Raw genomic sequence first — 18222 nt, 5'->3', positions numbered from 1 at the left:
ACGATGGAGGTCCTCTTCCTTGCGGTACACACTCGCCGCCGGCCTGGTGGCGCTCGTCCTGACGTCCTCGCTGACGTCCGCGACCGCCGCGGCCGCCACCACGTGTCGTGACGTCGACGCGCCGGTGACCGTCCTCGGTCACCGCCAGGTCGTGCACGGCACCCTGTGCGTCCCGGCCGGCGCCGCCACCGTCCAACTGCTCGTCCCCGGCTCCACCTACAACAGCTCCTACTGGGACTTCCCCGACGGCAAGCACTCCTTCCGCGCCGCGCAGAACGCGGCCGGCCTCGCCACCTTCGCCGTCGACCGGCTCGGCACCGGCCGCAGCTCGCGACCCCTGGCCGTGACGCTGACGGCGTTCGTGCAGGCCGACGCCATGCACCAGGTGGTGCAAGGCCTGCGGTCGGGCGCGTACGGGCCGCGGTTCAGCCGGGTCGTCATCGGCGGCCACTCGCTCGGATCGGCGATCAGCGTGGTGGAGGCGGCCACCTACCGGGACGTGGACGGCGTGCTGCTGACCGGCATGACGCACCGGGTGAACCCGGTCGGCGTGGCGGCGGCGTTCGCGAACTTCCGCCCGGCCAACCTCGACCCGAAGTTCGGCCTGCTCCACCCGCTCGGCTACCTGACCACCGCGCCCGGCACCCGGTACGCGAGCTTCCACGCGCCGGGATCGCTCGTGCCGGAGGTGATGGCGCTGGAGGAGTCCACCAAGGACGTCTTCTCTCCGACCGAGGCCGCCGACGGGCTCGGCGTGGCCGTGCTGCTGCCGTACAGCCTGCTGATCGACGCGCCGGTGATGATCGCCGTCGGCACCCAGGACGCGGCGGTGTGCGGCCTGCTCGCCACCGACTGCTCGACCTCGGAGACGGTGCGCGCGGCCGAGGCGCCGTACTTCCGGGGTCCGCTGCGCGCCTACGCGCTGCCCGACTACGGCCACTCGATCAACCTCGCGCCCAACGCGCGGGACTACTACTCGGCGGTCTCCTCCTGGGTGTCGGAGGAGGTGGGCCGCTGAACGGTGGTGCGGGGTCCGCACGCGCCGCGGACCCCGCACCCCGCCGCGTCACCGCGTCGGTACCTCCGCCCACACCACTTTCCGGTCCTCGTGGTGGTCGAACCCCCAGCGCACCGACAGCCGGTTGACCAGCAGCAGCCCGTCGCCCGCGGCCGGGTCGTCCGGCCTGCCCAGCACGGGCAGCAGGCTGGGGCTGTGGTCCTCCACCTCGACCCGCACGACGTGCCGCTCGTCCAGCCGCAGCAGGCGCATCCGCCACGGCCCTTCGGCGTGCCGACGCGCGTTGCCCACCAGTTCCGCGGCGATCAGCACGAGGTGGGCGGCGCGTTGCTCGTCCATCCCGTAAGCGACTTGCCCCACCAGGGCGGCGACGTCATCGGGTGTTCGGACGCCGCCCAGCGTCGAGTCGATCCCGTCGTCAGGCAGGTCCACCATGTTCACGGCACGCTCCTCCAACACCCTGTCTGCTCAAGGCGCACGCACCAGGTAACCGCTGTGCGGACGTGTCAAACCACCATTTCGGTCACGTGTCGCGCCACCCGGTTTGACGCTGCGTAGCGAACCGGGCTGCGCAGCGACGAGCGCGGCGGGCTGGAACGCGAGCGGGTGAACCTGCGTGCGTGGTCGCCGGTCCTTACGACGCCGAACACCGGCCTCCCGATCCGACGCGGCCCAATCCGTGACGAACACGAGGCGCGGTCCTGTCCGCTGTTACCCTCCGCGCGTGGTCGCGGAGATCGACATCCGGCTGGACGACGGCCGCACGCTGCACGCGTACGACTCCGGCACGGGCGACCTGGCCGTCTTCTGGCACCACGGCACGCCGAACACCGGCGCGCCACCGGCACCGCTGTTCCCCGCCGCGCAACGGCTCGGCCTCCGCTGGGTGTCCTACGACCGCCCCGGCTACGGCGGGTCGACGCCGGACCCCGGCCGGGACGTCGCCTCGGCCGCCACCCTCACGGCCGCCGTCGCCGACGCGCTGGGCATCGACCGGTTCGCGGTGTTCGGGCATTCCGGCGGCGGCCCGCACGCCCTCGCCTGCGGCGCGTTGCTGCCGCGACGGGTGCTGGGCGTGGTCAGCGCGGCCGGGCTCGCGCCTTACGACGCGGACGGGCTCGACTGGTTCGCGGGGATGGCGGCGTCCGGGGTGGCGTCGTTGCGCGCGGCCGCGGCCGGACGGGAGGTGAAGGAGCGGTTCGAGGCGTCGGGCGTCGAGTACGACCCGGAGTTCACCGAGGCCGACTTCGCCGCCCTCACCGGTGACTGGTCCTGGTTCGACGACGTCGTCGGCCCGGCCGTGCGGGCCGGACCGGCCGCGTTGATCGACGACGACCTGGCCTACGTCGGCCCGTGGGGTTTCGACCCCGGCGACGTGACCGCGCCGGTGCTGCTCCTGCACGGCGGCCGCGACCGCGTGGTGCCCGACTCGCACGCCGAGTGGTTGGCGCGCCGGTGCCCCGCGGCCGAACTGCGCCGGTCACCCGACGACGGCCACATCTCGATCATCACGTCCGCTCCGTCCGCCCTGGACTGGCTGCGCCGGCGAGCTTGAGCCCGACGGGTCAGGACGTGCGGGCAACCTCGGGCGCCAGTTCCTGCGCCAACTCCACCGCCGCGCGCGCCGGGTCGTGGGCGAAGCGGCTGGGGAACGCGTCGTGCACCCGCCAGCCCGCGCCGCGCAGGGCACGCCACCGGGCCAGGTGCGCCGCCGCGCCGTCCGGGTGCGGTCGGGTGTCCAGGGCGACCGCCGACCGCCGTTCACCCACCACCAGGTCCACCCGCCACTGACCCACCGGGTACCCGGCGCGGGTGGCCAGGCCCAGGCCCGCCAACTCCGCCGCCAACCGCGTGGTCCACTCGTCGGAGGGCGCCACGCCCTCGGTCTCGGTCGGCGGGGTCTCCGCGTGCCGCAGGTAGTCCCCGATGAGGCCGACCGGTGCCGCGGCCGACGTGATCACGTGCACCAGCCGCCGCGCCCGCGTGGTCAGCACGGCCAGCAGGTTCGGGTCGTTGGCGAACCGCCAGGCGGCCGGCCGGTCGGCGTCGGTCAACGCCAGGCTGATCACGACCTCGTCGAACTCCGAGCCCTGGACGCCGTGCACGGTGCCGACGCGCACCCCGCCCGTGGTGATCTCGTCCAGGCTCAGCCGGTCGAGCAGGGCCTGCTCCAACGCGTCCGCCTGCGCCCGGAACGGGGTGATCACCCCGATCGAGCGGACACCGGCGGCGATCCGCCGGCGCAGGTGCGCGAGCACCGCGTCCACCTCGACCTCGTTGACGCCCTTGTCGTCACGGACGCCGTCGACCTCCTCGACGTCGATGCAGTCCACGTCCGCGACGGACGGGTGCGTGGTCAGCAGCGCGATCCGGCCTTCGTAGAACCGGGTCGCGGCGAACCCGATCAGGTGCGGCGCGCAGCGGTGGTGCTCGGTGAGCCAGTGCACCCCGGACGCCGCCGCACCCGCGTCGAACAGGCTGACCTTCGGCACGTCCAGCCGGTCGGCCAACGACTCCGTGCCCTCCGCGGTCAACGCCTCGCGCACGGCCTGGTCGCCGACGAACGACACGTGCCGCAGCTGGCGCGGGTCACCGCCGATCACCGCCCGCCTGCCGCGCACCAGGGCGGGCGCCGCCAGCGGCTGGTCGACGTGGCTCGCCTCGTCGACCACGACCAGGTCGAACATGCCCGGCACGGCGGGCAGGATGTCCTCCACGTCGGCCAGCGTCCCGACCCACAGCGGCAGGGCCTGGACCAGGTGCTCGGTCGAGACGTCGGCCAGCGCCCGCCGCCGCGCCGCGCGACCCGACCGCAACGCCGTGGCCAGCGCCGCCACCGCGCGCCGCGGCCCGGCGCCACGACGGCTCACCGCCAGGGCGGCCAGCCACGCCGCGATCGCGGTGTGGCCGCGCGTGTCCTCCTCGGCCAACAACACCCGCAACGCCGCCAACGACGTGCCGCCGTTCGCGGCGACCCGGACCTGCGCGGCGGACTGCTCGGCGGCCCGCACCGCCGCCTCCAGGTCCGCCACGCCCACCTCGTCACCCGCACCCGCGAGCCGCCGCGCCGACCGGACCGCCCACCGCGTCCGCATCCCGCCGAACAGTCCGTGCCGGGGGCGCAGCAGCCCGTGCAGCCGGTCGAAGTCCGCACCGTCCTCGAACGCCCGCGGCGCGACCGACCGGTGCGCCGGCATGAGCGCCTCGAACCGCAGCGCCGTCTCGGCCAGCTCCTCGTCCCGCAGCGCCGCCCCGACCGCGCCTTCGATCCGCGCCACCGCCGCGACGGCGCCGTTCCGTGAGCGGTCGAGCTGGTCCAGCTCGCCCTTCCCGGTGGTGGCCGCGAGCCCCGTGCCCAACTCCCGCGCCATCTCCTGCCGCAGCTCGGAGTCGCCGAACAGGACCGGCACCGGACCGCCGGCCTTCCGCAACGCCTCACCGAGCACGTCGGCGGCGTTGCGGGTGCGGCTGGCCAGCAGCACGGACCGGCCCGACGCCACCGCGTCCAGCGCGATCGCGGCCAGGGTGTGCGTCTTGCCGCTGCCCGGCGGCCCGCCGATCACGGTCACCGGCGCGACGCGGGCGTGCAGCAGGGCCGCGCGCTGGCTCGGGCTCAACGGCAACGCGCCGTCCACGACCCCGTCGACGTCGACGGACGGGTCCTCGGTCGACGAGTACAGCCCGGCCAACGCGGTCGCCTCGACGCCGTTGCGCCGCGCCCACGTGTAGAGCGCCGCGCCGCGCTCGGTGCTGACCACCGGCTCACCCGCGTGCAGCCCGGCACCGGCCACCACGACCAGCCGGTCGCCGGCGATCAGCTCGCGCGGGTCGTGGTCGGGCCCGAGCACCGGGACGTCGGAGAACCCGCCGGCGGCCAACGTCGCCCCGATCCACTCCCGGCCCCTGGCCAGCCGCGTCTCCAGCTCCGCCGCCTTCGACCAGTCGGCCAGCAGCGGGAACATCCCCACGTCGCCGGCGACGTGGAACACGTAGCCGCGCCGCCCCACCGGGTGCAGCCGGATCGGCCGCGACACCAGGGGCAGGCAGACCCGCCTGCGCTGGCCGTTCACCGTCGCCGGTCCGCACAGGAACGCCCAACCGAGCCGCAGCAGCCGGTCCTCCTGGTGCAACGCGTCGAACGAGGCCAACCGGTCGACGGTCGCCTGCTGATCGGGTCGCGCGGTCCACGGCACCGGTGTCCAGGACGGCAGTTCCCCGGTCTGGGCGAGGGCCCGCCAGCCGGCCTCGTCCGAGCCGAGCCACACCAGCCCGGCGGTCCTGGTCAGGTCGAGCTGCACCCGCTGCGGCTGCTCGGCCGCGCTGAGACGGGCCAGCGTGCGCAGCACGGCGGGAACGGTCACGCGGAAATCCTGCCATCCGGGTCCGACAGCGGAACCGGGTTCACGCCCGCCCGGTGAAGACCGCGAAGCTGGGGCTCCGGCGCAGCGGACCCCAGAACTCGTCACCGCGTCCGTCGTCGGGCACCGCGGTGGCGTGCCGGGTGACGTCGTGCAGCCCCGCGCGGGCCAGGGCTGCCTCGAACGCGCCGACCGGCCAGAAGAACGAGTCGAAGTCGAACGGCGGGTCGCCGAACACGTGCACCACCACCGGTTGCCGCGGGTCGGGCGGCCCGGTGCGGACGATCTCGTAGCCATAGCGGCCGTAGTCGGCGACCAGGTCCCAGTCCACCTCGGGGTTGGGCACCAGCACGACGAGCGTGCCGCCGGGGGTGAGGTTGGCGCGCAGGTTGCCGATCATCCGGTCGAGCGCGGCCTCGTCCTCGGCGTACCCGAGCAGCCAGATGGCGGTCACCACGTCGAACACGCCCAGCACCGGCAACGTGGCGGCGTCGTGCCGGTGGTAGGTGACGCCCAGCGGGGCGCGGTCCTCGACCTGGCGCGCGTAGGCGAGCATCTCGTGCGACGAGTCGACGCCGACCACGCGATCCGCGCCGAGGCGGCGGAACTCGCGCGGGTAGAAGCCGGTGCCGCAGGCGACGTCGAGGACGGACCTGCCGCGCAGGTCGGGCAGCGCGGCCAGCAGCGTCGCGCGTTCGGCCAACCCGGTCGGGATGTGCTTGGCGCGCTCGTAGAGCTCGCCGAGCGCGTCGTACTGACCGTCCGAGTCCGCCATGTCCGCGACCCTAGTGACGTCCGGCGGTCCGGGAAAGGGGTCCTCGAATCCCGGCGACCCGGCCGACGTCGAACGGGAATCGATGCACCCGTCGAACGGAAGGCGTCATTCGACATTTCCGGCGACGTCTTGCCGAAAATGTTTTCGGTCTCCATGCTCGGATATCCGGCTTCGGTGCGCAATCCGTCGGAGGAAATCCATGCAACGCACGAGAATCTCCCCGCGACTGGTCGGCGTGGTCCTTTCGGTGGTGGCCGCGGTGGGTGCCGCCACGGTGGCGGCCGCCTCTCCCGCGCCCGTCGTCGACCACTCGACGGCGACGGCCGCAGCGAGCGCGCCGCCGTGGTCGGACACGGCCGACGGTTTCGCGACCGGCACCACCGGCGGTGCGGGCGGTGCCACGGTCACCGTCACCAGCCAAGCCGACCTGGAGAGGTACGCGGCGGCGGCCCAGCCGTACGTCATCCGCGTCAACGGCACGATCACCATCACCCCGTTCGGGCGCGAGGTCCCGGTGAAGTCGAACAAGACCATCGTGGGAGCGGGCCGGAACGGCCAGATCGTCAACGGCGGGTTCTTCCTCGGCGCGGGCACGAGCAACGTGATCATCCGCAACCTGACCATCCGCGACACCCGCAGGAGCGATGACGACCCGGGTGACGACGCCTACGACTACGACGCGATCCAGATGGACACCGCCAACCGCGTCTGGATCGACCACAACCACCTGACCCGGATGAACGACGGCCTGATCGACAGCCGCAAGGACACCACGAACCTCACCGTGTCGTGGAACGTCATCGCCGAGAACAACAAGACCTTCGGCATCGGCTGGACCGACAACGTGACCGCCCGCATCACCATTCACCACAACTGGTTCCGCGGCACGAACAGCCGCAACCCCAGCGGCGACAACATCGCCTACGCGCACCTGTACAACAACTACCTCCAGAACGTCGGCTCGGGGAACCACTCCCGCGGCAGGACGAGGATGGTGCTGGAGAACAGCTACTTCGACGGGGTCAAGGACCCCTACTTCAAGGACAGCGGTGCCGAACTGCGCCAGAGCGGCAGCGTCGTGGTCAACTCCACCGGCAAGCAGCAGACCGGCGGCTCCGCCTTCACCCCGTCCCACTTCTACCCCTACACCCTGCACCGCGCGGCGGACGTGCCGAACCTGCTCCGCACCCACGCCGGACCGCAGAGCACCATCGGCTCCTGACCCGGACAGCGGGTGGTCCGGCGCCCTGCACACCGGACCACCCGCATCCTTCAGTGGAGCCCGTAGAGGGCGGGATAACCGGATCCGGTGAAGTAATCGGCGAAAGGGTGGATCGCGGCGCTCAGTCGGATCAACGCGCCGTCGTTCTCCAGCGCCTGTTGGATCACCTGCTGATGGCCGGGGTGCGCGCCGAGCACCACGATCACCTCGGCGACGTGTTCGGCCTTCACCGCGTCGCCGATGGTCGCGAGGCATTCGCGCACGGCCAGCGCGTCGGTGCGGGCGATCCGGCGGCCCAGGCCGGCCATCCGGGCGGGGTCGGCGGCCAGCGCGGTGGTGAACCCGGGCACCGCGACCTCGTCACGGGCCAGGTCGCCGAAGTCCGCGAGCAGCGCCAACGACAGCATCTCGTAGGCGGTGCGGATCCGTTCGGCCCCGATCGACTGCTGGTCTACCCGGAACGCCCGGACCAGCCGTTCGGCCGCGGCCACGACGTCCCGCCGCCGCACGATGCCATCGGCGTTGGAATCGAACAACCGCAGGCGGCGCGCAAATCTTTCGATGAGGTCACCGTCTCCCATGACGAACCTCGATGCATTTCATCGCGGCCCCCTGATCCCGATGTTATCGGCAGCGGACCCCTATTATCACTACCCGAAGGGATGAACGCGTTCGGAGCGGAACGGTCCGTCGCAACCCCTTCCGGGCGTCTTACCGCCTTCTTACCATCCCCGGTGTCGCGCCCAGCGGTGACGGCGCCCGGTTCTCCGACGTCGCGCTCCTGTCCGACGACACCGGATGGGCGGTCGGCCGCGAGGGTTCCGGGCTGACCGAACGCCCGGTCGCGCACCGCTGGAACGGTGCCGCGCTGGAGCGGCACGTGCTGCCGACGGCAGGCACGTACGCGAGGGCGGAGGCCGTGTCCGGCGCGTCGGCCGGTGACGTCGCGTGGCAGGAGGTACCGGTGCCGGTCGCGGGTGCGCACCGAGTGGAGCTGACCGACGTGGTCGCGCCGGCCGACCGGGTGTGGGCGGTGGGTCGTGCGGACGACCGGCAGCCGGCGCTGAGCTGGACCGGTGACGCGTGGACCGAGGTGGCGATACCCGTCGTCGCCGCCGGCACCAGGATCAACGCGGCGGCCGACGACGGGCGCGGCGACCGTCTGGGCGACCGGGCGGTACTTCAGGGTCGGCAGCCTCTGCTACGGCAACTGCCGGGCCACGCCCGCCGTTCGCGGCTGATCACCGCCCGACCGGGCGGTCCCTGACCTCAGTCGCCCAGGGCGGCACGCACCTCGGCGAGCACCGGTGAGTCGCCGCCACGCCGGTCGAGCTCGGCCAGCGCCTCGCGGTGCGCGCGGTCCAGGGCGTCCGCGGCCGGGACGGCGATGTCCGGTGTCACGCCGACCAGCTCCCAGTTCGTGCCCGACACCGGGTTGACCGCCCGCGCGGTCGGGACGGTCGCCTCCAGGTGCGGGTGCACGGTGAAGCCGCGCCGGGGGTGCGCGCCACCGCCCGTGCGCTCGCCGACGACGGTGGCACGGCCGAGCTGCTGGAGGTCGTACGCCAGCTCCTCGGCCCCGGAGAACGTCTCGCCGCTGGTCAGCACGTACACCGGCTTCGTGCCGCCGAACCGCCTGCCCGGCACGTGCGCCGGGCTCCAGAACTGCCGCGACACCTCACCGCCGCGGTCGTGCATGGTGTTGAGGTGCGTCGCCTCGTCCAGCAGGTACCCGCACACCAGCGCGACCGTCTCCGGGTCACCGCCGGTGTTGCCGCGCAGGTCGATGATCAACGCCTCGCCGCGTGAGGCCAGCGTGAACGCGGCGGTGATGCCCTCGGCCGCCCACTCGACCGGGAACAGCGACGGCGCCAGCTCCAGGTGCACCACGCCGCCCGCCAGCCGGCGCAGCTGCGGGACACCTCCGAGGGACAGGTCGAACGAACGGCCGACCTGCCGCATCACCGCCGAGTCGTCGCCGTCGGGCACCTCGTCGGGGTGGAACTTCAGCCGGAGGTGCCGGTCGCCGTTCACCGACTGGAGGTCCGCGGTGACGGCGGCGCCCAGCTCCTCCGGCGTCGTCACGTCGTACGCGCCGGCGGCCAGCCGTGCCGCGAGGAGGACGTCCAACTCCTGAGCCACGTCGGCGAAGACGTAGTGCTCGACCAGCAGTGCGCGCGTCCGGTCGATGATCTTCGTGGGGTCCATGGCCGGAAGTAGAGCAGCGGCGTTGCGAAAGCGTCAAGAGAAACAGACACTTAGCCGGTGGACGAGATCCTGGAGATCGGCTCGCCGGAGCAGTACAAGGCGTTGGCCCACCCGCTGCGCCAACGCCTGCTGTTCGCGCTCGGCCGCGCACCCGCCACGACCAGCCAGCTCGCCGTGTCCCTCGGCGCGCAGAAGGGCAACGTCGGCCACCACCTGAAGGTGTTGCGCGAGGCCGGGCTGGTGCGGATCACCGAGGCGCGACGGGTGCGGGGCGGCACCGAGCAGTACTACCAGCGCACGTCCCGCCGCATCTCGGTGCCGGGCCCGTCGGCCGAGCACACCGGGGCGCTGCTGGGCGCGGTCGCCGAGGAGCTGCGGCGGGCGCCGGAGGAACCGGTGCTGGCGTTGCGCCACCTCCGGCTCACCGCGGACGGCGCGCGGGAGCTGGGGGAGACGTTGCGGCGGCTGGTGGACCAGGCCGGGGACGCGGGAGGCGACGAAGCCGTGCACGGCGTCCTGGTGGCCCTGTACCGGCAGTCCTGACCCCGGCACACTGGAGATCGGCGGCGCTTCCCCCGTTGCCCGACACTAGGGGGAACGACCATGACCAGGTACCGGGCGGCGCTGGCCGCCGCCGCACGAGGCTGGCCTGTGGTGCCGTTGCGCCCGCACGGGAAGGTGCCCGCGCTGCGCGGCTGGCACGACGAGGCGACCCTGGACCGCGACCGGATCACGCACTGGTGGTCGCGCCGCGCCTACAACGTAGGCATCTCGTGCGGTGCCGCCGGGTTGCTGGTGGTCGACCTGGACGTGCCGCACGGCCGCGAGGCGTTCGCCCGCCGCGCCTGGCAGCACGGCGAGGAAGACCCGCGTGACACCTACACGGTGGCCACACCCAGCGGCGGAGAGCACCGCTACTTCCGGGCGCCGGACGTGCCGCTGGGCAACAGCGTCGGCAAGATCGCGCCGCACGTCGACACCCGGGGCGTCGGCGGGTACGTGGTCGCCGCCGGCTCCCTCCTGGGCCACGGGCGCTACCGGGTGCTGCGGGACGCGCCGGTCGCGCCCGCACCGGAGTGGCTCGTCGCCGTGCTGACCCCGCCGCCGCCCGAACACCTGCCCATCCCCACCCAACGCCCCTCGCCCCGCCGGGTCGACGCCTACCGCGCGGCCGTGGTGGAGGGCGAGGCGGAACGCGTCCGCGAAGCCCGGCCGGGCGCACGCGCGCACGTCGTGTTCACCGCCGCGTGCCGGCTCGGCGAACTGGTCGGCGCCGGCTGGCTGGACGAGACCACCGCGCTGGCGGTGCTGCTGGCCGCCGCCTCGGCGCACAACGGCATCGAGGGCTGGACCGAGCGGGAGGCGCTGCGCCACGTCGAGAACGGCATCGCGCTGGGCCGCCGCCGACCCCGCGTGCTCCGCTGACGCTCACTCCGGCAGGTCCACCCCGTCACCGAGCCCGCGTGCTCCGCTGACGCTTACTCCGGGAGGTCCACCCCGTCGCGGTCGGCCCACTCCAACAGCGGCTCCAGCGAGAACACCGCGTCGTCGATCCCGGCGTGCAGGTCGCCCAGTTCCGCGAACCGGGCCGGGACGGTGGCGATGGTGAGGTCGCGCGGGTCCAGCGAGTCGATCTCGTCCCACCGCACGGGCGTGGACGCGGTCGCCTCCGGCACACCCCGCACCGAGTACGCGGCGGCGATCGTGTGGTCGCGCGCGTTCTGGTTGTAGTCCACGAACAGGCTGCGCGGGTCGCGGTCGCGCCGCCACCACGCCGTGGTCACGTCGTCGGGCGCGCGCCGCTCCACCTCGCGGGCGAACGCCAGCGCCGCCCGCCGCACGTCCGCGAAACCCCACTCCGGCTTGATCCGCACGTAGACGTGCAGCCCGGAACCACCCGACGTCTTCGGCCAGCCCACCGCGCCCAACTCGTCCAGCACCTCGTGCGCAACGTGCGCGACCCGCCGCACCCGGTCGAACGGGCAGTCGGGCATCGGGTCGAGGTCGATGCGCCACTCGTCCGGCTTCTCGGTGTCGGCGCTGCGCGAGTTCCACGGGTGGAACTCCACCGTCGACATCTGCACCGCCCACACCACGTCCGCCACGTCGGTCACGCACAGCTCGTCGGCGTGCCGGTTGTACCGGGGGGAGTGCACCCGCACGGTCCGCACCCACGGCGGCGCTCCGTGCGGCAGCCGCTTCTGGTGCACCTTCTCGCCGGTCACCCCGGACGGGAAGCGGTGCATCATGCACGGCCGATCCCGCAGCGCGCGCACGATCCCGTCACCCACCGAGAGGTAGTAGCGGGCGAGGTCGAGCTTGGTCTCCCCGCGTGCGGGGAAGTAGACGCGATCCGGGTTGGAGATGGTGTCTCAAGCACGCAGATGTGGGACTCGACCCACCTTCGAGGAGAAGGATGCGAGTCACGACCACAAATTAGCAGCGGATACGGCAACCAGTCCAGGTGGGACGCGCCCCACACCAGTCAGCCGGCGTGGTCACCGTCGGTATATCTCCTTGGGGCGACGAGTGCGCGTCGGAACGGTCCGCTGAGAAGTGATCCTCACCCCGTTTGGCGGAGTCGGGTTGCTGGGGTTCAGGCTACTGGAGCGATCCTGGCGTGTCGGAGTTCGTACTCGATCGGTGTGAGCATTCCGAGTGCGGTGTGGCGTCGGCGGCGGTTGTGGAACATCTCGAGGTACTCGAACAGGGCGTTGGCCAACTCGAGGCGGGTGCGCCATCGTCGGCGGTCGAGTAGCTCCGTCTGCACGCGTCCCCAGAACGATTCGATCATGGCATTGTCATAGCAGTCACCGATCGAACCCATCGACGGCAGAAGCCCGGATTCCTTGGCACGCCTGGTGAAAGTCCACGACGTGAACTGGACTCCGTGGTCGGAGTGGATCACCGTGTCCGGCAGCGGGGACCGGTTCGAGATGGCCATGCCAAGCGCGTTGGTGGCCAGTGCGGCAGTCTGGCTGGAGTCGATCGACCAGCCGACGACGCGGCGCGAATGGACGTCGAGCACGACCGCGCAGTACACCTTTCCCTCACGGGTGGGGTGTTCGGTGATGTCGGTGACCCACAGCTGATTCGGCGCGGCGCGGGCGAAGTCGCGGTCGACCAGGTCCACCGCGGTGGGCGTGTCGTGCCTCGGGCGCGGTCTGCGCCGGTTGGGCAGACCCTTGATTCCGTTGCGGCGCATGAGAAGTGCGATGGTGTTGTGCCCGACGGTGATCCCGCGGCCGAGGGTGAGCTCGGCGTGCACCCGCGGGGAGCCGTAGACCTGGAACGACTCGACATGGATCTCGCGGATCAGGTCGACGAGCCATGCCCGGCGGATCGTCCGCGGTGAGGGAGCGTGGCCTCTCCAGTCGTAGAAGCCGGACTCGGACACTCCGAGCACGCGGCAGGCGAGCTGGATCGACCGCCCCTCGGAGGCGATCACCGTGACCGCCTCGTACCGTCTTTTGGGGTGCTGCCCTCCTTGAGCAGTTCGGCGGCGCGGCGGTGGACGGCGACCTCGGCCTCGAGTTCGGCGATCCCTCGACGCGCGGCGACCAGCTCGGCATTGTCGGTGCTGGTCGTCCCGGGCATCTGGCCGCTGTCGATGAGCTCCTGGCGGCGCCAGGCGTAGATCGTCTGGTCGCTGATGTCGAGGTCCGCCGCGACCTGAGCGACGCGGCGGCCGGACGCGACCAGGTCGAGCACCTTGCGCCGGAACTCGGGTGGGTACCGCTTGGGCATCGTGGGCTGTCCTCCGAGCTACTGAGATGAGTGATCATCCAGTAACCCGACTCCGAACAACCAGGGGAGGATCACACGGCCGTGCAGAAACCTGCAAGCGATTCACATGACCGAACCTCCACGATTCGGACCGACAAGAGCCACACCGAGAGGAAAAACTCATGATCGGCATTCGCGGAGTACGTGCGCTCACACTCGCCGTGGCAGTCGCTTCGGTGCTCGGCCCGCTTGCGGCGGCACCGGCGATGGCCAGGGCAACCGTGCAGGTCGCGAACTGCAACGGCCACACGCTCGTCAGCGCGGACTACGTCATGACCACCTCGGGGTCCCAGCTAGGCGCGGTGCAGCTGTGCCGCAACGACGACTCCTACTTCGCCATGTACATCAACTACAGTCCCCTTCCGGCCGGGCGGACCGCGAACGCTTGGTTGTACCGCTACCTCGACGGGGCACCTGCCGGCCAGTGGAACTGCGACAGCCTCGAAGGGAACGACCACGTAGCCCCGGGCCAGACGTGGTGCGTGACTCCGCAGATCCTCGCGCCCAGTTCCCGTGTCACGTTCGTCGCGAAGGGAACCGTGTACAGCGGTGGGGTGGCGATCGCGGAGGGTTGGACGAGGGAGTGCAATAGGTACATCTGCTACTAGCGCCTGTGACCGCGTGCCAGAGCGGTCCCAGCATGCCGGAACACGGGCCGTGTCGAGGCGGTGCGGACGCCGGGACACGAAAGCGGCGGCACCCTGGGGGTGCCGCCGCTTGTGCGAGGGTACGTGCTGTCATTCGTGCGCCTCCCCCAGAACCGCGTGGCGCTTCGGCCGCGGCGCGGGCCGTTGTGGTGGCGGGCGCTCTTGTGGTGATGTTCCGGCGGGGGACCGGCCGGTCGGCGGCCGCGAACTCCTGTGGGAGGAGGTGGTTGCCCGCTTCCCGACAGTCGACGCGCTGGACTGGGACCTTGATCCGAGAGGACCGGCGAGCCGGTACATCACCGACGCCCAGTTGGCGGCGCTGTACCGGGCACTGCGCAAGGCGCGCGAGGACGCCAAGGACGAACCCGGGGCGGGCGACTTCTACGTCGGGGAGACGGAGGCCCGGCGGCCGGGGAGCAGACGGTCGGCCGAACGGGTCATCCTGACCGCGTACAAGATCCTGTCCGGGTACGGAGAGCGCACCGCGCGGGCGCTGGCGTGGCTGCTGCTGCTCGTCCTCGTGCTTACGGGACTCCTGCTGTTCACCGGCCTGCCCGCCACCGGGCCGTTCAGCGGATCACCGGCACCGTCACTCCGGCAACCGCCGGGCCGCAGCAGCAGGTCACACTGGAGGTCGCAGGGCCGTCGACCGCGGCACCGCGACCAGCCACCCCGACATCACCACGTCCACGACGACCGCGCCGGCGAACGGCAGCGCCCGCCCGCCCCACGCCACCGCGCCGATACCGGCCGACATCCACGGCACCTGCCGCAACCGTTGCCTGCGCAACCGCCACGCGGCGACAACCTCGGCGGGTTCACGCCACTCGGGCGCGGGCTCCAGCGTCAGGGAGAACTGGGGCAGCGGCGCGAACTCCCACCCCCAACGCTCGACACCGTCGAACAGCCCCTGTACCAGCGGCGCCATAGCGGAAGCCCGTGCTAACGGCACGATCGGGAGTCGGGCCGTGTCGGCATCGTCAAGGTCCCCGGCAACACCTTCCTCCGACGGCACACCGATCATCGCGGATGACCTCCCCTCTTCCGCCTCCGAGCGACCCTAGCGGTGAACCACCGCAAGCCAGGGTGCTGTCGCTTTCAGTCACCGGATCGGACGACGGTGGATCCGCAAATCTGCTGCCAGAACGCAGAGCACCCGAACCGCAGTTCGAATCGACGAGTCGCAGGGAATACGACGGATATGATCAACTTATCCGTTCCGTTGCGGACGCAAAGTGGGCTTTGCACTTCGAGCTCGACATTGTGCGGGTTCGACGGACGCCGATAGAACAACTGATTCCTCACCTGGTTGTACGGACTCGGGTTATTGGATGATCACGCGTCTCAGTAGCTCGGAGGACAGCCCACGATGCCGGAGCGGTACCTACCCGAGTTCCGAAGCAAGGTCTAACAGAATCGCTGGACGTGTCGGTAGCAGATGATGCAGGTGGCGAGGCCGAGGAGGGCTTCGTGGATGTCGTCGCGGCGTTCCCAGCGGATGCGGAGACGTTTCATGCCGTGGTACCAGGCGATCGTGCGTTCCACGACCCAACGGGTCGTGCCCAGGCCGGAGCCGTGGGGTTCGCCGCGGCGAGCGATCCGAGGCCCGATTCCCCTGGCTCGTAGGCGTCGGCGGTACTGGTCGTGTCGTAGCCGCGGTCGGCGTAGACGGTCTTCGGTCGTCGGCGGGGTCGACCTCGCCGACCACGCACCCTCGGCACCGCGTCCAGCAGCGGCTCCAGGCCGATGACGTCGTTGCGGTTGCCGCCGGTCAGCAGCACCGCGAGAGGGATGCCGCCGCCCTCGGTCAGGACGTGGTGCTTGGAGCCCGGCCGGGCGCAGTCGACCGGGCTCGGCCCGCTTTGGGCCGCGTCGCGCGGCCCGGACGTGCGAGGGGTCGATCACCGCACGGTCTCAGTCCAGCCTGCCCGCCGAGTGCAGCTCCGCGAGCAGCAGCCCGTGCAACCGGGACCAGACGCCGGCCTCGTTCCAGCCACGCAGCCGTCGCCAACAGGTCATCCCGGAGCCGGAGCCCAACTCCTGCGGAAGAAATTCCCACTGGATGCCGGTGTGCAGCACGAACAGGATGCTCTGCAGACACAGCCGGTCCGGCACCCGCTTACGCCCTGGGTTACGGGTCCTGCGCGGCACCACGGCAACAACGGCTCAATCCGCCCCCACAGATCGTCCGCGACGATCCACGGCGGCGACTCACCCCTCCTCACAACCGAACATGATCCACATCGGACAGGCCCGATGCCACCACGGTGATCATTCTGTTAGGACCACTTATCGGTGCCAGTGCGATCCCATCTGCGGTCGCGATCCCAACGGTGTTCCCGAACTCGTTCGACGGGCGATAGCCGCGCTATGAGGACACGATGACTACCGGCAGCGCCAGTGGCGGCAGATCCCTCAGTCGCGCGATTGATCCACGACAAGGATAAGCAGAAGCCGTAAACTCGCCGAGCGACTCGGTGAGCACGCCGCCGTCATCTGGCTCCACCCCGCCTAATCTAGGCAATCGCGAGGCTGATCGTGCGGTACAGGTCTCGGAAGAACGCCTCGACGACGGTGCCTGCCCGCTCGTCGTCGGCCAGTTCGGCGGCGCCAAACCGATAGACCTCGTAGCCGCTGAGTTTGAGGTCGCGGTCCTCGTGCATGGTCCTGGCGTAGATGCCCGGGTCCGCTCGTCCGTCTTTGGTGGCGTAGTGGTGCTTGCCATCGACCTCCAGCACAACCCGCTGCCCCTGCGGCAGCAAGAGCAGGAAGTCCATGCGGAACCTCAGCAGCGCGTCCTTCCCGCGCACCTCCGCGGTGTGCGGATCCCAGTGCAACCACACCTCTGGCACTAAAGCCGGAAGCTCCTGCACCCGGGAGCTGTGCACGCGGTAGTACTGCTGGAACAGGTAGCGCTGCGGGGGCGAGGTCTTCGGCAGACAGGCAAGCAGCCGGTTGTACAGACTCCGTTTGGCTTCCTCATCGCTGTCCAGGCCGCGCGTCTCCCGCCACCAGGTTTGAAGTTCCCGCCACCTCAAACCTTCACCTCCGATGGGACGGTCGTAGATCAGGACGCCGTCGGGGTTGCCGACGATCTCGACGTCGTTGTCGACCGCATCGCGGAACCGCAGGTCAGGTTTCTTGCCGACCGAGGCGAAGATCAGGTTCTTCGGACGGCCACGGTGAGAGCGAATGGCAACCAGGTTGAACACGGGATAGCCGTCGTGTTCGCCGGTCTCCCGCAGTTCGACCGCGGCCGTCCGCAGGTGCGGGTTGACCGCCTCGACGAAGGCTCGTTGTGCGGGCTCGTCGCAGCTGAGGTCACCGGAGGCCAACCGCTCCAGGAAGGCGCCGAAGCGGGCGTCGGGTGCGGTGAACGCGCCGAGCTGCTCGAACAGCTGCTCGGTCGTCCAGTCTCCGGGGTTGCGGTAGACGTGCCGGTCGATTCGCCTGCGGAGGCTCCGCTGACCGTCGCCGAAGACCGCGTCGAGCGGGTCGTCGTCGAGCACCCATAGCTCGTCCAGGACTCGGGTGAAGCGATCGGCGTTGTGAACGAGGTCGGGCAGGTGCAGGTCGCGGGCCAACTCTCGCCGAACCCGTGCAGGCATCGGCGGTGACGCGCCCAGCGCCCACAGGGCGTTCTTGACGTTGTTGCGCTGCTCGGCAGGCAGCGAATCGGTAGCCAACAGCCGCCGGGCGACAGCCGGGAGAGCCCCGTCTGGCAAGGCCGCGAAGCTGGCCGAGGCGCGCTGGTACTTCGCTCCTTCTTCCTCCGGAGGAGGCGTCGGCAGGCCGAGGATCTCGCAGGCAGTCGCCAACCGCGCGCGGGTGGACGACTGGGTCTGCTGCACGGATTGGTGACATCTGAGTTGGCTTGCCGTGATGGTGAGCTGGGAGGATGTCGCTGTGCCCAAGCCCTACCCTCGGGAGTTCCGCGACGATGTCGTGCGGGTCGCCCGTGACCGTGAGCCCGGCGTGACCGTCGAGCAGATCGCGAAGGACTTCGGGGTCCACCCGATGACCTTGTTCACGTGGCTGCGCCAGGCCGACACCGACGAGGGCGTCAAACCCGGTGTGAGCAGGAACGACTCGGCCGAGCTGCGCGAGGCGCGTAAGCGGATCAAGCGGCTGGAGCAGGAGAACGAGGTTCTGCGGCGGGCGACCGCGTACTTGTCGCAGGCGAACCTGCCGGGAAAAGGCTCTACCCG

At 71.1% G+C, this 18222-nt stretch carries 16 protein-coding genes and 2 pseudogenes; 8 read left to right on the top strand and 10 right to left on the bottom strand.

Going from position 1 to position 18222, the window contains the following annotated elements; all coding sequences use genetic code 11:
* The first annotated feature begins 19 nt into the window (after positions 1-19).
* Complete coding sequence (locus AB0K14_RS33560; RefSeq protein WP_360463287.1) at positions 20-1018, top strand: alpha/beta fold hydrolase; 999 nt, start codon at positions 20-22, stop codon at positions 1016-1018.
* A gap of 48 nt (positions 1019-1066) precedes the next feature.
* Here the strand turns inward: AB0K14_RS33560 and AB0K14_RS33555 are convergent, their stop codons facing one another.
* On the bottom strand, positions 1067-1453 hold the full coding sequence (locus AB0K14_RS33555) for an ATP-binding protein (RefSeq protein WP_360465925.1): 387 nt from the start codon (positions 1451-1453) through the stop codon (positions 1067-1069).
* 289 nt (positions 1454-1742) lie between these two features.
* Here AB0K14_RS33555 and AB0K14_RS33550 point away from each other — a divergent pair, with 289 nt between their 5' ends.
* On the top strand, positions 1743-2573 hold the full coding sequence (locus AB0K14_RS33550) for an alpha/beta hydrolase (RefSeq protein ID WP_360465887.1): 831 nt from the start codon (positions 1743-1745) through the stop codon (positions 2571-2573).
* Positions 2574-2583: 10 nt separating this feature from the next.
* On the opposite strand, the gene AB0K14_RS33545 is transcribed toward AB0K14_RS33550, so the two are convergent.
* Both AB0K14_RS33545 and AB0K14_RS33540 read right to left on the bottom strand, forming a co-directional pair.
* A complete protein-coding gene (locus AB0K14_RS33545) occupies positions 2584-5379 on the bottom strand; it encodes an AAA domain-containing protein (RefSeq protein WP_360465890.1) in 2796 nt (931 codons plus the stop codon).
* A gap of 40 nt (positions 5380-5419) precedes the next feature.
* The gene (locus tag AB0K14_RS33540) at positions 5420-6151 is read right to left on the bottom strand and encodes a methyltransferase domain-containing protein (RefSeq protein ID WP_360465893.1); all 732 of its coding nucleotides are present in this window, start codon (positions 6149-6151) and stop codon (positions 5420-5422) included.
* Between the two features lie 199 nt (positions 6152-6350).
* On the opposite strand from AB0K14_RS33540, the gene AB0K14_RS33535 reads away from it, so the two are divergent.
* Positions 6351-7373: a hypothetical protein gene (locus tag AB0K14_RS33535; protein WP_360465895.1), complete on the top strand. Its 1023-nt coding sequence runs from the start codon at positions 6351-6353 to the stop codon at positions 7371-7373.
* A 50-nt stretch (positions 7374-7423) separates the two neighbouring features.
* Here the strand turns inward: AB0K14_RS33535 and AB0K14_RS33530 are convergent, their stop codons facing one another.
* On the bottom strand, positions 7424-7954 hold the full coding sequence (locus AB0K14_RS33530; RefSeq protein WP_360465898.1) for a hypothetical protein: 531 nt from the start codon (positions 7952-7954) through the stop codon (positions 7424-7426).
* 299 nt (positions 7955-8253) lie between these two features.
* Here AB0K14_RS33530 and AB0K14_RS33525 point away from each other — a divergent pair, with 299 nt between their 5' ends.
* Complete coding sequence (locus AB0K14_RS33525; RefSeq protein WP_360465901.1) at positions 8254-8640, top strand: hypothetical protein; 387 nt, start codon at positions 8254-8256, stop codon at positions 8638-8640.
* Positions 8641-8642: 2 nt separating this feature from the next.
* On the opposite strand, the gene AB0K14_RS33520 is transcribed toward AB0K14_RS33525, so the two are convergent.
* Positions 8643-9581 (bottom strand): S41 family peptidase, encoded by a 939-nt coding sequence (locus AB0K14_RS33520; RefSeq protein WP_360465904.1) that lies wholly within the window; start codon positions 9579-9581, stop codon positions 8643-8645.
* 57 nt (positions 9582-9638) lie between these two features.
* Here AB0K14_RS33520 and AB0K14_RS33515 point away from each other — a divergent pair, with 57 nt between their 5' ends.
* Both AB0K14_RS33515 and AB0K14_RS33510 read left to right on the top strand, forming a co-directional pair.
* Positions 9639-10124: a winged helix-turn-helix domain-containing protein gene (locus tag AB0K14_RS33515; protein ID WP_360465907.1), complete on the top strand. Its 486-nt coding sequence runs from the start codon at positions 9639-9641 to the stop codon at positions 10122-10124.
* A 60-nt stretch (positions 10125-10184) separates the two neighbouring features.
* On the top strand, positions 10185-11006 hold the full coding sequence (locus tag AB0K14_RS33510) for a bifunctional DNA primase/polymerase (protein WP_360465909.1): 822 nt from the start codon (positions 10185-10187) through the stop codon (positions 11004-11006).
* A 53-nt stretch (positions 11007-11059) separates the two neighbouring features.
* On the opposite strand, the gene ligD is transcribed toward AB0K14_RS33510, so the two are convergent.
* Together ligD and AB0K14_RS33500 are read right to left on the bottom strand one after the other, a co-directional pair.
* On the bottom strand, positions 11060-11947 hold the full coding sequence (gene ligD / locus AB0K14_RS33505) for a non-homologous end-joining DNA ligase (RefSeq protein ID WP_360465928.1): 888 nt from the start codon (positions 11945-11947) through the stop codon (positions 11060-11062).
* Between the two features lie 230 nt (positions 11948-12177).
* Positions 12178-13328, bottom strand: a pseudogene (locus AB0K14_RS33500) (IS3 family transposase).
* A 161-nt stretch (positions 13329-13489) separates the two neighbouring features.
* On the opposite strand from AB0K14_RS33500, the gene AB0K14_RS33495 reads away from it, so the two are divergent.
* The gene (locus AB0K14_RS33495; protein ID WP_360465912.1) at positions 13490-13975 is read left to right on the top strand and encodes a hypothetical protein; all 486 of its coding nucleotides are present in this window, start codon (positions 13490-13492) and stop codon (positions 13973-13975) included.
* 661 nt (positions 13976-14636) lie between these two features.
* Here the strand turns inward: AB0K14_RS33495 and AB0K14_RS33490 are convergent.
* The 3 genes and pseudogenes from AB0K14_RS33490 to AB0K14_RS33480 form a co-directional block, all read right to left on the bottom strand.
* Positions 14637-14942: a hypothetical protein gene (locus AB0K14_RS33490; RefSeq protein WP_360465915.1), complete on the bottom strand. Its 306-nt coding sequence runs from the start codon at positions 14940-14942 to the stop codon at positions 14637-14639.
* 479 nt (positions 14943-15421) lie between these two features.
* Positions 15422-16239, bottom strand: a pseudogene (locus AB0K14_RS33485) (IS5 family transposase).
* A 291-nt stretch (positions 16240-16530) separates the two neighbouring features.
* Entirely contained in the window at positions 16531-17865 is a 1335-nt protein-coding gene (locus AB0K14_RS33480) for a hypothetical protein (protein ID WP_360465920.1), read from the bottom strand.
* A 55-nt stretch (positions 17866-17920) separates the two neighbouring features.
* Here AB0K14_RS33480 and AB0K14_RS33475 point away from each other — a divergent pair.
* A partial coding sequence (locus tag AB0K14_RS33475) for a transposase (RefSeq protein ID WP_360465923.1) occupies positions 17921-18222 on the top strand: 302 nt, incomplete at its 3' end.

Source organism: Actinosynnema sp. NPDC050801 (assembly GCF_040673975.1).
GTDB lineage: Bacteria > Actinomycetota > Actinomycetes > Mycobacteriales > Pseudonocardiaceae > Actinosynnema.
Note: the sequence above shows the minus strand (reverse complement) of the source record. Positions and strands in the feature narration are given on the sequence as shown.

Excerpts from the sequence above, each read along its gene's own strand:
- AB0K14_RS33535 (WP_360465895.1), top strand. The coding sequence starts at position 6,351 with ATGCAACGCACGAGAATCTCCCCGCGACTGGTCGGCGTGGTCCTTTCG.
- AB0K14_RS33530 (WP_360465898.1), bottom strand. The coding sequence starts at position 7,954 with ATGGGAGACGGTGACCTCATCGAAAGATTTGCGCGCCGCCTGCGGTTG.
- AB0K14_RS33555 (WP_360465925.1), bottom strand. The coding sequence starts at position 1,453 with ATGGTGGACCTGCCTGACGACGGGATCGACTCGACGCTGGGCGGCGTC.
- AB0K14_RS33490 (WP_360465915.1), bottom strand. The coding sequence starts at position 14,942 with ATGGCGCCGCTGGTACAGGGGCTGTTCGACGGTGTCGAGCGTTGGGGG.
- AB0K14_RS33510 (WP_360465909.1), top strand. The coding sequence starts at position 10,185 with ATGACCAGGTACCGGGCGGCGCTGGCCGCCGCCGCACGAGGCTGGCCT.
- AB0K14_RS33520 (WP_360465904.1), bottom strand. The coding sequence starts at position 9,581 with ATGGACCCCACGAAGATCATCGACCGGACGCGCGCACTGCTGGTCGAG.
- AB0K14_RS33540 (WP_360465893.1), bottom strand. The coding sequence starts at position 6,151 with ATGGCGGACTCGGACGGTCAGTACGACGCGCTCGGCGAGCTCTACGAG.
- AB0K14_RS33495 (WP_360465912.1), top strand. The coding sequence starts at position 13,490 with ATGATCGGCATTCGCGGAGTACGTGCGCTCACACTCGCCGTGGCAGTC.